Below are 15100 nucleotides of genomic sequence, written 5' to 3'. Positions count from 1 at the left end.
AATTATCAAGGCGCGGGCGGTCAGGGAGCGCAGGAAACAGACCTGGCCCGGATGCAGAGGTTCTGAACTGTTGAGCGCTGCAAACAACATCGACCAGCAGAGCCGGCCGATGCGGTGCGACGGTCGGCCAGACTAGCCAGCGACCGGACTACGCCAGTCATCGGAACCGGAAGTGCCAGAGACTTCGTGGGTCCAGGTGATTTTGCGGTAAGTGAAGTGCACGTCTTCCTGGTGGGTGAAGTGCGACATGTTCGGATCCTGGCAGTTGTGCATGTAGTCTTTGATGTCGACGATGATCGCGTCTTCCAGTTTGGTGGTGTAGTAGTGCTCCTGGGTGCCGGCAGCGGAAGTGCGGTACCAGTGGATAGTGATCTCGCTCAGGCGCTCGCCCGAAGTCAGCGCAGCCAGCAGCAGCGGCGAAGCCTTGTCGAAGACTTTGGTGATGCATACCGGCTTGTGAACGCGCTGACCAGTGGGTTGGCCGGACAGTGGATCACGCGGGATGATCACTTCGTGGCTGAAGCCCTGAACCATCACCTGGTCTTCGTGGCCTTCCTGATAAGTGTTGCCAACGGAGTCTGCGGTGAACGCGCCAGCGGTGATCAGCCCTTGTTTCTCACCAGTGATGGACATGTACGCGGGTGTAGCCATGGATGCTCTCCTTGCTTGAATAACTGAGGGTGCCCGGGAGGCGAAAACGCCCGGTGGGCGCCTGACAGTTATCAAGCTCCATGCCACTAAAAAATAATCTATATAAATCAATAAGATAAATATTATCTGTGATGCTTTTCGAGCGTTGCTCAACGATTAATGAAGAAAGTTGCGCAGGAACTTGCGCACCACCGCGCAAGTTCCTGCGCAGCGGGTCAAGAGCCTTTTGCTGCAAGGTTCACGAGGAGATATCAACAGAGTTATGCACAGGCTTTTGCGCAAAAAGTTGCGCATCATGGCTGAGCGCCGCTTTGCCTTGCGGTCACATGCGTTCACATATTTGAGGTTGGCTGTTTACGACCTGGATCTAGGCTGGGAACAGCGTTCAATACTTTCAAGTGACTGAGTGAGGAATTCGCTTTGCTTCCATCTGCGTGCTACTTTTGTTGCACTTATCGAGACGTCGATATCAACCTTATTTTGGATCGGAGTCCACTTATGTCCGTGACTTCCAAAATCCGCCGACAAGGCGGTGCTGCGGTGATGACCATCCCGCCGACTTTATTGAAATTGCTGCATCTGGAGGTGGGGGCGCAATTGGAGCTGAATGTAGTCGATGGTGAGTTGATCGCTCGGCCAGTCTTACAGCCAGTGCGCAAGCGCTATACCTTGGCTCAACTGCTAGAGGGTTCCGATGAAATCGCCGAGCTCAACGTTAAAACAGCCTGGGCTCGTGAAGGCGACCCGGTTGGCCGGGAGTTGGGCTGATGGTTCGTCGACAGGCCCCGCAGCGAGGCGATGTTTACTGGATTGATCCGAACCCGGTGGCAGGTCGAGAGATGATGAATCGCCACCGTTTTGTTGTGATAACACCGCGAGAGATCAATGCCTTGGGTGTGAGTATGACTGTCCCGGTGACCAGTGGCGGTAGCTTCAGCCGAAACTCAGGTTTGGCGGTGGTTGTCACCGGGCACGAAACCAATGGCGTCGTGGTGTGTAATCAGGTGCGCAGTTTTGATATCGAACAACGAGTCCGAGAGGGTTCCGCCAAGTTTATCGAACGTCTCGACGATGTGACGATGATGGACATCGTTTCGCGAGTTGTCAGTGCAATTGACCCTCAAGACTGAATCCATTCTCACGACGAACAACTGATCTCCAGATGCTTGCCCCACTCGGGCGGGCGCTCTGCATAGTTTTCCATTCCCGGTTGTTCTTCGAACGGGTTGCTCAGCACCGTATGTAGACGCCGCACCTCTTCGTAATTACCGCTTTCAGCCGCTTCGATAGCTTTTTGCGCCAGATAGTTGCGCAGGATGTAGAGCGGGTTGACCGCGTGCATGCGGCTGCGGCGCTGCTCTTGATCATCGGCACCTTCACGGGCGACGCGGGCTGTATAGCGCTCGGCCCAGGCGTCGAAACCTTTGAGATCGATGAAGTCGTCACGCAGGCGGGCGACGGCCTGTTCGGCGGTCTCATTACCCAGTCGACGGAAGAACAGGTTGTAGTCGATGCCGCTGTTTTGCATCAATTGCAGCAAACCTTCGACGAGCTTCTGATCGTCGTCTTCGGCGCTGGTCAATCCGAGACGGCGGCGCATCAGGTCCAGGTAGTGGGCCTGGTAAAGCGGAAAGTACAGGCCAAGGGTTTCGCGCAGGGCCTCGACGCTGATGAACGGCGTCAGGGCTTGCGCCAGCGCGCTGAGGTTCCATTGGCCGATGGGCACCTGATTACTGAAGGAGTAGCGGCCCTGATCATCGGAATGGTTGCAGATGAAGTGGGCGTCGAAGTCATCGAGGAAGGCAAAAGGGCCGAAGTCGAAGGTGATCCCGAGGATCGACATGTTGTCGGTGTTCATCACGCCGTGGCAGAAGCCATAGGCTTGCCATTTGGCGATCAGCTCGGCATTGCGCTCGACGATCTCGCGGAACATCGCCAGGTACGGCTCGGGTTGCTCCAGGCACTCAGGAAAATGCATCGCCAACACATGCTCGCCGAGCTGCTTCTGCTGCTCGGGTTTTTTGGTGTAGTAAAAGTATTCGAAATGCCCAAAGCGCACGTGACTTGGCGCCAGGCGCAGCACCATTGCCCCGCGTTCCTGCTTCTCGCGCCAGACGGGCGTATTTGAGCCAATCACACACAGCGCGCGGGTAGTGGGAATACCCAGGGCATGCAGCGCTTCAGAGGCCAGAAACTCGCGGATCGATGAACGCAGCACCGCTCGACCATCGCCCATGCGCGAATACGGCGTTTGCCCGGCGCCCTTGAGGTGCAGGTCCCAATGCTCGCCGGCGTCGTTGTAGACCTCGCCCAACAGCAGCCCGCGACCGTCCCCCAGTTGTGGGTTGTAGGAGCCGAACTGATGCCCGGAATAGACCATCGCCCGTGGCTCGGCTTCGGCCCAGAGCTTGTGGCCGCTGAACAGCTCGGCGAACACCGGCGTCTCGGCTACCGCCGGGTCGAGGTCGAGCAACGCCATGGCTGCCGCGCTGGCAACCACCAGTCGCGGATTGTCGATAGGCTCGGGAAGCACATCGGTTGAGAACGCGTCGCCCAGGCGGGCAAAGCGATTGTCGAAGGTCAGTTCGTCGAGGGCTTTCAACGGCCATCTCCAGCAGAATGTCCAGGTATTCTGCTGGGGATTGGCGCGTGGCGTCCAGTCAGTCGAGACGCGCCGATGGTGGCTCAGGTGGTGTCTTGCCTTTATCGGGAGGCGTGGCGGGTTTTACAGCATCTGTGGCCAGTAATATCTGTTCCTGGCCTGTCAGGTTTTTCAGGTGCACATCCACCTGACGGAAAGCGATGTTGATGTTGTGCTTCTTGAACTCGCTGTTGATGAACCGGTTGATTTCATCGAGTGCCGGGTTACGGTCGCCAAGGTCACGCACATGAATACGCAGTTCGTGATCCAGGGTGCTTTCACCGAAGTTCAGGAAGAACACCGAGGGCGAAGGGTCCTTCAGCACGCGCGGGTTTTCCATAGCGGCTCTGAGCAGCAGGGTTCGCACCAGCTCCAGATCCGAATCATAGCCGACGCCCAGTTTGAGGGTCACCCGGGTCACGGTGTCGGTCAGCGACCAGTTGATCAGTTGCCCGGTGATGAACGTCTTGTTCGGGACAATGATGTCCTTGCGGTCGAAGTCGGTGATGGTGGTGGCACGGATACGGATTTTGCTCACCGTGCCCGACAGGTTGCCGATGGTGATCGTGTCGCCGATCCGGACCGGTCGCTCGAACAGGATCATGATCCCGGAGATGAAGTTGGCGAAGATCTCCTGCATGCCGAAACCCAGACCCACCGAGAGCGCCGCTACCAGCCATTGCAGTTTGTCCCAGCTCACGCCGAGGGTCGACAGGGTCGAAACAAAACCCACACCGGCAATCACGTAAGTCAGCAGGGTGGTTGTGGCGTAAGCGCTACCCTGGGCCAGGTCGAGCTTGGACAGCACCAGTACTTCCAGCAAGCCTGGCAGGTTTCGCGCCAGAGCCAGAGTGATGCCGATGATGATCAATGCGCCAAGCATGTCGCCGATGCTGATCGGCACCATGCTCATGTTGGCGCCGGTACCGCTGGTGTATTCGTACAGGGTGATGTTGTCCAGGTACGAGAACACCGTGATCAGGTCCTTCCAGACCCAGTACAGTGCAGCGATGAACCCGCCGAGCAAGGCCAGGCGGATCAGTCGCAGGGACTGTTCGTTGACTTTCTCGATGTCCAGTGTTGGCTCTTCGACGATCGCTTCGCCGTCGCCGGCTTCCTTGGCCGCTTGGCGTTTGGTCAGGGCCCGCTGGTAGGCCAGACGCCGCGCCGCGACGGCCAGGCCGCGCACGAAGGTGGCCTCGATCACCAGCCAGAACATCAGCAGATACAGGGTGTTGATCAACCGGTCGCTGAGTTTCAGTGCGGTGTAGAAGTAGCCAAAACACACAGCAATGAACAAGGCGATCGGCAGCACGGTAAACAGTATGCCGACGGCTTTGCGAATCAGTGAGGCGCTGTTATGTGTCGGGCTGTTGAGCAGCAGGCGGCTGAGCAACCAGGCCATCAAGGCATAGCAGGTCAGCACCACGGCGATGCCGATAACGTCATCCGCCAGGGATGCCGGTTGCAATTCGGCAACCGCCACCACGGCCACCAGCGCCAGTACGACCAGCCCAAGACGGCGGATCCAGCCGCGAAGGAATTCCACTTGAGGTCTTTCCCAGCGGAAATGCAGTTCCGCCACGCCACCCGGCGCCAGGATCCGGTACGCGGTGTAGAACACCAGCCACGCCTGTGCGATCTGCAGCAGAGCGGCGCCGAGGTTGGCGTTTTGCCCGCGGGCGTCGATCTGCAGTGCGAGGCCGCACAGGGCCAGGGCCAGCGATACCGGCATCGCCAACAAGATATTGATCAGAATCGCCTGGGGCGTATGCCACTGGCTGTCGCGTTTGAAATGGCCGATGTCCCGGTGAACCTTGATCAGCCGGGCATAGAGGTACTTGCGTCTCCACAGCAAGGCGCCGATCAGTAACGCCAGCGGCAGGAACAGCAGCGGGCGTTGGGTCAGGCCGTCGGCCAGCTCGCTCAGGCTTGAAGCCCATGGCAGCGTGGTGATCTGTTTATCCAGACGATCAGGCACGGCTCGCATCCATTCGAGGTCCAGTGGCTTGTTGCTGGGAATCCAGAACATCTGTTCGTCAAGGGTCGCGCGCAGATTTTGCGCGGTGCTGAGCAGCTGTTTCTGATTCAGCTGCAGGGTGATGGACTCGTTGAGCACGGCGCTCAGTTCACGGCTCAGCCGTTCCAGCAGATCGGCGCGGGTGATCGCCAGATCGAGCAGGTTCTTGCGCAGCTGTGGTGTGACTTGCTCCGGCGGTTGAGTCGCCAGCAGCGTGTCGACGTAGCTGCTCGGGTTGCCGAGCAGCTCTCGTTGTTGGCTGACTTCGAATTGGTACAAACGTATGTCGGCGATCTGGTCGGCCAGATTGCGGTCGAGCTTGAGGCGCGGCAGGGCCTGTTTTTGTTTGTAGAGAATCTTGGAAAGCAGCAGGCTGCCCCTGAGCACGTTGATCTGCTCGTCCAGGGCCGCATCGCTCTGGGTCACGCTGTCGAGTTGCTGCTTGGTTTGCAGGTTCTGCTGGGTCACTTCGTTGAGGCGGTCGGTGCTTTTGAGCAGGTAGTCGGACAGTTTCAGGTTGGTCGCGCTTTCGGTGGCGAGCAGACTGCTGCTGCCTGATTTTTGCGCTTCGATCGACTGTTGGGTCACCGTCTCCTGGGACTGGGCCAGGCGCTTCTGGTTGATCAGGGTTTGCAGATCCTGGATTTCCTGCTCCATGCGCGCGGTTTTTTCCATCAGCAAGTCGTGCTGACTGTTGCCCAGGTCTTGCAGTTGGCTGTTGCCGGCCAGTTCCTGACGGCGTAACGGGATCAGCCCGTTGAGCGCGGCCAGTTCGGCGTTGAGTTGATTGCGTTGATCGGCGCTCAGTAGCTTGCCGCCATCCTTGCCGAGTTTCAGGATGCCGTTGATTTGCAGGATGCGCGTCTGGCTGTTGCTTATCTCGGCCTGAGCCCGCTCCGGCCGGGTCTGTGCGGTGATGATCAGGCTGTTGGCGTCGGCCAGGGCTTTCTGCAATTCGCCCTGTTGATTGCTGCGTTCGGTCAATAACTGCTCGAGCTGCGGGACTGGCAGGTTGGCATAACGCTGTGCCGCAGGTACCACCTTGGTGGCCTTGAGACGTACCAGTTCGCGTTGGTTTTCGGCGGTCTGGCGTGGTGCCGTATTCAGTTGCTGCTTGAGGTCGGCCAGTTTCTGTTCGTAATCCTGCAGGTTGACCAGTTGGGTCAACGTCTGCTGCAGAATCGTTTGCAGGGCCTTTTGGTCAGCCTCGGGTAGCTTGCGATCAGCAATCTTGTCCAGGCTATGCTGGACCGACTCACTGGTGGGCAGATCAGCCGCTTGCAGCGCGCCGACGGAAAGGCTGAGACCAAGCAAGATAATGGCGAAACACGTGCGCAGGGTTGACATAGATACCGGTCGAGCTGGATTGAAAGTGGGCAGTTTAGAGGAAGAGTCCGGGTCCCGGGCGACTTCCTTCGGGGAATCTGACGCCCACTTTGGCAATCTTGTTCCCGTCCATGACGGCAACGGTCCAGATGGTGTTGTTCCACTCCACCTGGTCGCCGACTACCGGCGCACCGCCCACTTTCTGGGTAATGAAGCGGCTCAGTGGCATGTCTGGATCGACCCCTTCGAGTTGCAGTCCGTACAGCGTTGAAACCGCCCCTAGTTGGGCGTCGCCTTCCAGAACGAAGTCACCGAAGAAGCGCAAATCGAGGCCGCGTTGCGGTGCCTGACTGAAGAGTTTTCCGAGCGCCGGCAGGTTGTGTTCATGGCCGATAACGCAGAGCAAATCACCGACTTCGAGCACCGTACTACCCGACGGATGGAGCAGTTGCTGACCGCGAAACAGCGCCGCGATACGTGTGCCTTCGGGCATTTTCAGCTCGCGAAGAGCGGCACCGATGCACCATTTCTCTGCGCCAAGACGGTACACGAACAGTTCCCACTCACTGGTGACGTGCACTTCGAGGGCGGCCCGGGAGATCGGCGCGGGTTCTGGTGGAACCATCACCTTCAACAGTTTGGCGACCCACGGCAGGCTGGTGCCTTGCACCAGCAGCGATACCAGCACGATGAAGAACGCGAGATTGAAGTACAGCTGGGCGTTCGGCAGGCCGGCCATCAACGGGAACACCGCCAGAATGATCGGGACCGCGCCGCGCAAACCGACCCAAGAGATAAAGGCCTTCTCGCGCCCATGGAAAGCCTTGAACGGTAGCAAGCCGACTATCACCGACAGCGGCCGCGCAAACAGAATCATCCACAGCGCAAGACCGAGGGCGGGCAGGGCAATGGGTAGCAAGTCGTGGGGTGTCACCAGCAGCCCCAGCACCAGGAACATGCCGATTTGCGCCAGCCAGGCCATGCCGTCGAGCATGTGCAGGATGCCGTGGCGGCTGCGTACCGGGCGGTTGCCGATCGCCAGACCGCACAGGTACACCGCGAGGAAGCCGCTGCCGTGCAGGGCGTTGGTCAGGGCGAACACCACCAGACCGCCGGCGATCACCAGAATCGGATACAGGCCGGCGGCCAGGTGGATTCGATTGACCATTTGCAGCATCAGCCAGCCACCGCCCAGACCGATGATGGCGCCGATACCGAACTCACTGATCAGGTGCCCCAGCAGGCTCCAGTGCAGACCGGTTTCGCCGCTGGCGAGCATGTCGATCAGGGTAACGGTGAGAAACACCGCCATCGGGTCGTTGCTGCCAGATTCGATTTCCAGGCTGGCGGTTACCCGTTCGTTCAAGCCTTTGCCGCCCAGCAGCGAGAACACCGCCGCGGCATCGGTGGAGCCGACGATGGCGCCGATCAGCAGGCCCTGGATCAGGTTCAGGTTGAACAGCCAGGCGGCGGCCATGCCGGTCAGCCCGGTGGTGATCAGTACCCCGATCGTGGCCAGCGACAGCGCCGGCCATAGTGCTACGCGGAAACTCGCGACCCGGGTGCGCAACCCGCCGTCGAGCAGGATCACGGCCAGCGCGAGGTTGCCGACCAGATAAGCCGTTGGGTAGTTATCGAAGATGATGCCCCCGCCGTCGACGCCGGCGGCCATGCCCACAGCCAGGATGATCACCAGAATCGGGATGCCGAGGCGGGACGAAAGGGAGCTCACCAGTATGCTCGCACCTACCAGCAACGCGCCGATCAAGAACAGGCTGTTGATGGTCGTCGCATTCAAAGGCAGTACTCCAGAAGCAGGCAGGCGGGCGCAAACTGACCATGCAGTCTGCGTGCCACGATTCTAACCTGTTGAAATGTGATGCTGTCAAAAAAGCTTTTGACGCGAGACGACGATCGATCCCACGCTCTGCGTGGGTGCGATCGCCTACTCAGAGGCTAAACCGCCCAACCATGTTGTTCAGGTCCAGCGCCAGGCGCGACAGCTCATTGCTCGCAGCACTGGTCTGATTGGCACCGGTGGCTGATTGCACAGACAAGTCGCGAATGTTCACCAGGTTGCGGTCGACTTCACGGGCGACCTGCGCCTGTTCTTCGGCGGCACTGGCGATGACCAGGTTACGTTCGTTGATCTCGGCGATGGCGCTGTTGATGGTGTCCAGCGACAGGCCGGCGCCCTTGGCGATGTTTAGCGTCGATTCGGCGCGCTCGGTACTGTTGCGCATCGAATTGACGGCGTGTTCGGTACCGCTCTGGATGCTGCCGATCATGCGTTCGATTTCGCTGGTGGACTGCTGGGTGCGGTGCGCCAGGGCACGAACTTCATCCGCCACTACGGCAAAACCACGACCGGCCTCACCGGCGCGTGCGGCTTCAATCGCGGCGTTCAGCGCGAGCAAATTGGTCTGGTCGGCGAGGCCGCGAATCACGTCCAGCACTTTGCCGATGTCCCGCGATTCTTCCGCCAGGTTACCGATCAGGTTGGCAGTGCTCTGCACGTCGGCGCTCATGCGTTCGATGGCGCTGACAGTTTCCTGCACCAGATCACGGCCGTCACCGGCAGAGGTGGTGGCGTTTTGCGAGGCTTCGGAAGTGCTCACCGCATTACGCGCGACTTCTTCCACGGCGCTGGTCATTTCATTGACGGCGGTGGCGGCCTGTTCGATTTCATTGTTCTGCTGGGTCAGGCCACGGGCGCTTTCGTCGGTGACGCTGTTCAGCTCTTCCGCCGCTGAGGCAAGTTGTGTGGCCGAACCGGAAATCCGTTGCAGGGTGTCACGCAGTTTTTCCTGCATTTTCGACATGGCCAGCAACAGGCGACCCGCTTCGTCGCTGCCGTCGACCTTGATGGGGCGGGTCAGGTTGCCTTCGGCGATTTCTTCGGCGGCGATCAGGGCCTTGGCAATAGGCTGAGTGATGCTATTGGTCAGTAACCAGGCAAACAGCAAGGTCAAGCCGGTAGCGATGACCAGCAATGTCACCACCAGATTGAAGGCGGAGGAGTATTGATCGGTGGCCTGCTGATTGGTGTTGACGGTCTGCTGGGTGTTGATTTCGAGCAGGCGGTTCAGCACGGTGTTAATCGCTTCGGAGTTGGTCAGCAATTCGGTGTTCAGCAACGTGCGCAGTTCGTCGACCTGGTTATTACGCGAAAGCGTCTTCATCCGGTCTTCAATCTGGCGGTATTGCCCCAGCAACTGCATGTACTGGTCGTAGGCCGCGCGTTCCTGCGGGCTGCTGATGAGCTTTTCATAGACGGATTGGGCGACACGGATCTGCTGGTTACGGGTGTCGAGCAACTCCATGGTCTTTTGCTGGATATCCGGTTCGCGGTTGACCAGCAGACGGTAGGACAGCACTCGCTGACGCAGGCTCAGTTGGGTGAATTCGTCGAGGCTTTTGATGCTCGGCATATTGTTGAGAGTGATGTCTTCAGCGGCTGCGCGGATCTTGCTCATCTGGTTCAAGGCGAACACCCCCAGAATCAACATCAGACTGCCGATCAAGGCAAAGCCGAGGAACGCTCGCGGAGCGATATTCAAATTACGAAGGGACATGATGTTTACCGAATAAAGCGCATTCGCGCGAGGTGCCAAGACTGGATATCTGTGACTTATCGGTCATAAGACTAAAGTCTTGAGCGCCTGCGTATTTTTGCCGCAGGCGAGGCGCTATTACGAAGCGCCAGGAACCAGATGGATGAATCGCAGTCTTTAAAGCTCGCAAGCAAGGTCGTCGCCAGGAAAATCAAGGCGTCCGGCCCGGATAACCCTGGCATCCGTGATGACTTTTCTTTATCGTACGCGCCCTTTGAAAATGCCTGAGAAATCAAAATGTTGGAAGCATCCCTAAGCCAATTGGAACAGCTGGTCAGCGAACTGGTGCAACAGAACCAGGAGCTGCTCGGCACGAACAAAAGACTCAGTGCGGAACTGGCCCAGGCCAAGGATGAAAACGAGAGTCTGCAACTGAGCCTGATGGAGCAGGAAGAAAAGCAGGGCGCCACCGTGGCACGCATTCAAGCCCTGGTTGAGCGCGTCAGCGCGGGTCCTGTCAACGCATGAGAAACGGCGCCGACGGGATAAAAGTCATCTCGATTCTCGGGGAGGACTATTCGATCAAGGCTCCGGCCGGGGAAGAGCAGACCCTGCTGGACGCTGCTTTAATGCTGAAGGCCGCTTTGGCCAGCACCAAGAAAAAATACCCGACTCTGATTGGAGACAAATTGCTGGTGCTGGCGGCGATGAATCTGTGCTCGCAGCAGATCGACATGCAGAAACGGCACAAGCAGGAACTCGACCGTTACCAAGAGCAAGTCAGCGCCACGGTTGAAGTGATTTCACGGACGATCGGCCAGGCCTGATCGGGTTGAGCACAACCAAAGAATAAACTGTCGGACAAACTGTTTTGTAGTTTGTATACAATCGGCATGGCTGTTGCAGTGTTTCAGCCTCTTATTCTTTGGGGGTGCTCCATGCAGTTCTGGCGACGCAGTATTCAATGGCAGTTGATCCTGAGTATGGGCACCGCCCTGCTGGTCAGTATTCTGATCGTGGTTGGCATTTATACCCTGGTGGTCAACCGTCTGGCCCAGAGCTATCTGGTGGAGAAGGCGCTGCCCTCCAGCATCGAAGCGATGCGCAACGACATCGAACGGCTTCTGGTCCAGCCACTGACCGCGGCCAAGGACATCGCCAGCAACAGCATGGTGCGCGAATGGCTGGCCGGGGGCGAAAACGGAGCCCGGACCAACAGCTTCGTCAGCTATCTGGAAGGTATCCGCGCCGAGCACAAAGCCTTTACCGCGCTGATCGCGGGTTCTGCTTCAGGCCACTACTACACCGAAAAAGGTCTTGATCGGACCCTGAGCCGATCCAGTCCGACCGATGCCTGGTTCTATGCCTTTCTGGACAGCAATCAGCCGCGCACCCTGAATATCGACAATGACACCCGCACCGGTGAACTGGCGCTGTTTATCGACCTCAAGGTCGAGACGGCCGGCAAAGTCGTGGGCGTTGCCGGGCTGGGCCTGAGCATGCGCGAGCTCTCTGAGTTGATTCACAACTTTAGCTTCGGTGAGCGCGGCAAGGTCTATCTGGTGCGTTCCGACGGTTTGATTCAGGTGCATCCAGAAGCGCAATTCAGCGGAAAACGTCAGCTGGCCGAGCAGATCGGCAGCCCGGCGGCACAGGCGGTGATGGGGCATCAAGGGCTGACCAGCAGCGTTTTTATCCGTGATGGTGAAGACTTCCTGGCCTTGAGCCTGCCTCTGCGGGACTTGGGCTGGACCCTGGTGGCCGAAGTGCCGCAATCGCAGATCTACGCCCAGGCCAGACAGGCGATGTGGATGACCAGCGCCATTGGCTTGTGTGTGGCCCTGGTCTGCCTGATATTGGTGGTGTTGCTGGCCCGCGGGCTGGTGCGCCCGATCCGTCAGGTAACAGCGGCATTGGTGGCGATTGGTAGCGGTGGTGGCGATTTGACTCACAGGTTAGATTCCTCTCGAGCCGATGAGCTGGGTGATCTGGCGCGCGGCTTCAATCGTTTTCTCGACAGTCAGCGCGAAATGATCGGTGAAGTGCTGGCCACCAGTGAGCGACTGCGCACAGCGGTCGGGGAGGTCGCGCTGGTGGTGGACAACACCGCCGAACGCTCCGGTCGGCAGCAGGAAATGACCGATATGGTTGCTACCGCCGTGCATGAGATGGGCCTGACCGTGCAGGAAATTGCGCAAAACGCTGGCAATGCCGCGGTCGCCTCGCAAACCGCTCGCGATGAAGCCTTGCAGGCACGGGAAGTGGTCGGTGGTTCGATCCGCCATATCGAAAGCATGTCTGATGAGATTGGGATCGCCGCCGGTGCGGTGGGCGAGTTGGCGACGCAGGTGGCGTCCATCGATCAGGTGTTGGCGGTCATTCGCGGGATCTCCGAGCAGACCAATCTACTGGCCTTGAACGCCGCGATTGAAGCAGCGCGAGCAGGGGATATGGGGCGCGGGTTTGCGGTGGTCGCCGATGAAGTGCGGACTCTGGCGCGTAGAACCCAGTCGTCCACCGACGAAATCCGGCAGATGATTCAACGCCTCAAACAGGGCGCGGAAAATGCGGTGTCGTCGATGCGTTCCGGGCAAGCGGCGACGGGGACTGGCGTCGAATCGAGCCAGCGCACCGGGGCCTCGCTGACGGCGATTACCGGCCAGGTGGAGCGCATCAGCGACATGAACCACCAGGTGGCGACCGCCACCGAAGAGCAGTCGGCGGTGACCGAAGAGATCAACCGCAACGTGCAGGGTATCTCGGATCTGGCCCGCGCCACGGCAAGTGAAGTGCGTGCATGTCGCGAGGATTGCCAGACACTGCAGTGCCTGGCCGATGACCTGGCGCGGCAGATGGGCGGGTTTCGGTTACGGTAGTTGATCGTTCCCACGCAGAGCGTGGGAACGCCTCCCCGGACGCTCCGCGTCCAGCTCCATGGCTGTGACGCAGAGCGTCACTGGCTGCATTCCCACGCAGAGCGTGGGAACGATCGGGCGCCTGCCTAGAACCACTCATCCTGCATGCTCAGGCACGTGTCATCTCGCGCTTCAAGAATCGTCAGCTCATGATGGCAGCCCGGTACTTCCCAGGTCAGGAAGTACCGCGCAGCCTGCAGCTTGCCTTTATAGAAGCTGATATCCGTCGCATTGCCCTGAGCCAATCCTTGCTCCGCGCGGATCGCCTGTTCCAGCCAGCGCCAGCCGATCACGGTGTGGCCGAAGGCTTTGAGGTACAGCGCCGAGTTGGCCAGGCTACTGTTGACCTTGCCTTGGCCCAAATCAGTCAGCAGGCCGATGGTCACGCTTTGCAAGCGGGCAACCAGCTTCTCGAGGGGCTGACGCAGGGCGTCCAGGGATCCATAGGTCCGGGCTCGCTCGGCGGTGTCGGCGATCAGGCGAATCAGCTGCTTGAGCCCGGCGCCGCCGTTCTGCGCCAGTTTGCGCCCCAGCAGGTCCAGCGACTGGATACCGTGGGTGCCTTCGTGGATCGGGTTCAGGCGGTTGTCGCGGTAGTACTGTTCCACCGGGTACTCGCGGGTGTAGCCGTGGCCACCGAGGATCTGGATCGCCAATTCGTTGGCCTTCAGGCAAAACTCCGACGGCCAGGATTTGACGATCGGGGTCAGCAGGTCCAGCAGCTCGTGGGCCTGTTTGCGTTCGGCTTCGGTCTCAAGGGTCGTGGTGTCGTCAAACAGGCGCGCTGCATACAAGCCAAGGTCGAAAGCGCCTTCGACATAGGCTTTCTGGGTCAGCAGCATGCGTTTGACATCGGCGTGCTGAATGATCGAGACCGGTGCTGTATTCGGATCCTTGCTGTCCGGCAGGCGACCTTGCGGGCGCTCGCGAGCGTACTCCAATGAGTAGAGATAACCGGCATAACCGAGCATCACCGCGCCCATGCCGACGCCAATCCGTGCTTCGTTCATCATCTGGAACATGTAGCTCAGGCCGTGGTGCGGCTTGCCTACCAGATAGCCGACACACTCACCGTTATCGCCGAAGTTCAGCGCGGTGGAGCTGGTGCCACGCCAACCCATCTTGTGAAACAGACCGGCGAGCAGTACGTCGTTGCGCTGGCCTAGGCTGCCGTCATCGTTGACCAGGAATTTGGGCACGATGAACAGCGAAATGCCCTTTACCCCCGTCGGCGCATCCGGCAGCTTGGCCAGCACCATGTGCACGATGTTTTCCGATAACGAATGATCGCCGCCTGAGATGAAAATCTTGTTGCCCTTGAGCCGGTAAGTGCCATCGGCTGCGGGTTCGGCGCGAGTACGGATGTCCGACAACGACGAGCCTGCATGGGGCTCGGTCAATGCCATGGTGCCGAAGAAACGCCCGTCGATCATCGGTTGCAGGAAGCGTTGCTTTTGCTCATCGGTGCCGAAACTTTCGATCAGGTTCGCCGCGCCCATGGTCAGGAACGGGTAGGAGGTCGACGCTGCGTTGGCCGATTGGAAATGCGCGAAACAAGCTTGCGAAAGCAGAGTTGGCAACTGCATGCCGCCGGCCTCGAAACTGCGCGCGGCGTTGAGGAAGCCGGCTTCGAGGAAGGCATCGACCGCCGGTTTTACCTCTGGAATCAATATTGCCTTGCCGTCTTCATAGCGCGGTTCGTTTTCATCGCCCTTGCGGTTGTGCGGAGCAAAGAACTTCTCGGCAATGCTTCGTGCCGTGCCGATGGCGGCATCGAAGGTCTCACGATTGTGCTCGGCGAACCGCTCACGCTGAGTCAGGCCCTCGGCGTCGAGGACTTCGTACAGCTCGAAAGCCAGATTGCGGGAACTGAGCAACGTCTCGGACATGGCGGCCTACCTTTTTTTGGAATAGGCCGAGTCTAGGCGGGTGAATGGGCGGTGAATAGCAAGATTGATGCGGGTGATAGAGGGGAAAAACACAGAGGAGGCAT

The 15100-nt window shown here is 59.1% G+C and carries 10 protein-coding genes and 3 pseudogenes; 6 read left to right on the top strand and 7 right to left on the bottom strand.

The window, feature by feature from the left end; all coding sequences use genetic code 11:
• Window positions 1–132 precede the first annotated feature (132 nt).
• Window positions 133–651, bottom strand: coding sequence for an Hcp family type VI secretion system effector (locus AC07W5_RS05020; protein WP_494995511.1), 519 nt, complete (start codon window positions 649–651; stop codon window positions 133–135).
• A gap of 498 nt (window positions 652–1149) precedes the next feature.
• Between AC07W5_RS05020 and mazE the strand changes: the two genes are divergently transcribed.
• Both mazE and mazF read left to right on the top strand, forming a co-directional pair.
• Entirely contained in the window at window positions 1150–1419 is a 270-nt protein-coding gene (mazE, locus tag AC07W5_RS05015; RefSeq protein ID WP_495022893.1) for a type II toxin-antitoxin system antitoxin MazE, read from the top strand.
• Entirely contained in the window at window positions 1419–1781 is a 363-nt protein-coding gene (mazF, locus tag AC07W5_RS05010; protein WP_494995513.1) for a type II toxin-antitoxin system toxin MazF, read from the top strand. The genes mazE and mazF overlap by 1 nt, the downstream gene beginning before the upstream one ends.
• An 8-nt stretch (window positions 1782–1789) precedes the next feature.
• Here mazF and selO read toward each other — a convergent pair whose 3' ends face one another.
• The 5 genes and pseudogenes from selO to AC07W5_RS04985 form a co-directional block, all read right to left on the bottom strand.
• Window positions 1790–3253 (bottom strand): protein adenylyltransferase SelO, encoded by a 1464-nt coding sequence (gene selO / locus AC07W5_RS05005; RefSeq protein ID WP_495022892.1) that lies wholly within the window; start codon window positions 3251–3253, stop codon window positions 1790–1792.
• A 58-nt stretch (window positions 3254–3311) separates the two neighbouring features.
• Entirely contained in the window at window positions 3312–6659 is a 3348-nt protein-coding gene (gene mscK, locus AC07W5_RS05000) for a mechanosensitive channel MscK (RefSeq protein WP_494995515.1), read from the bottom strand.
• A 34-nt stretch (window positions 6660–6693) separates the two neighbouring features.
• On the bottom strand, window positions 6694–8436 hold the full coding sequence (locus tag AC07W5_RS04995; RefSeq protein WP_494995516.1) for a potassium/proton antiporter: 1743 nt from the start codon (window positions 8434–8436) through the stop codon (window positions 6694–6696).
• 151 nt (window positions 8437–8587) lie between these two features.
• Window positions 8588–9187, bottom strand: a pseudogene (locus tag AC07W5_RS04990) (methyl-accepting chemotaxis protein); the annotation flags it as partial.
• A gap of 303 nt (window positions 9188–9490) precedes the next feature.
• A pseudogene (locus tag AC07W5_RS04985) lies at window positions 9491–10147 on the bottom strand (MCP four helix bundle domain-containing protein); the annotation flags it as partial.
• 342 nt (window positions 10148–10489) lie between these two features.
• Between AC07W5_RS04985 and AC07W5_RS04980 the strand changes: the two are divergent.
• The 4 genes and pseudogenes from AC07W5_RS04980 to AC07W5_RS04965 all read left to right on the top strand — a co-directional run bounded on the left by AC07W5_RS04980 (window position 10490) and on the right by AC07W5_RS04965 (window position 13068).
• Window positions 10490–10720, top strand: a complete 231-nt coding sequence (locus AC07W5_RS04980) for a hypothetical protein (protein ID WP_495022891.1) — start codon at window positions 10490–10492, stop codon at window positions 10718–10720.
• Window positions 10717–11019: a cell division protein ZapA gene (locus AC07W5_RS04975; protein ID WP_494995518.1), complete on the top strand. Its 303-nt coding sequence runs from the start codon at window positions 10717–10719 to the stop codon at window positions 11017–11019. Before AC07W5_RS04980 ends, AC07W5_RS04975 begins: the two co-directional genes overlap by 4 nt.
• Window positions 11020–11085: 66 nt before the next feature.
• Window positions 11086–12204, top strand: a pseudogene (locus tag AC07W5_RS04970) (HAMP domain-containing protein); the annotation flags it as partial.
• An 18-nt stretch (window positions 12205–12222) separates the two neighbouring features.
• Window positions 12223–13068, top strand: a complete 846-nt coding sequence (locus tag AC07W5_RS04965; RefSeq protein WP_495023003.1) for a methyl-accepting chemotaxis protein — start codon at window positions 12223–12225, stop codon at window positions 13066–13068.
• 125 nt (window positions 13069–13193) lie between these two features.
• On the opposite strand, the gene AC07W5_RS04960 is transcribed toward AC07W5_RS04965, so the two are convergent.
• A complete protein-coding gene (locus AC07W5_RS04960) occupies window positions 13194–14996 on the bottom strand; it encodes an acyl-CoA dehydrogenase (RefSeq protein WP_495022890.1) in 1803 nt (600 codons plus the stop codon).
• Window positions 14997–15100: the final 104 nt, after the last annotated feature.

It is taken from the genome of Pseudomonas sp. GW821-FHT01E05, assembly GCF_059422425.1.
The sequence above is the reverse complement of the archived record's forward strand: the minus strand, read 5'-3'. Positions and strand labels throughout refer to the sequence as shown.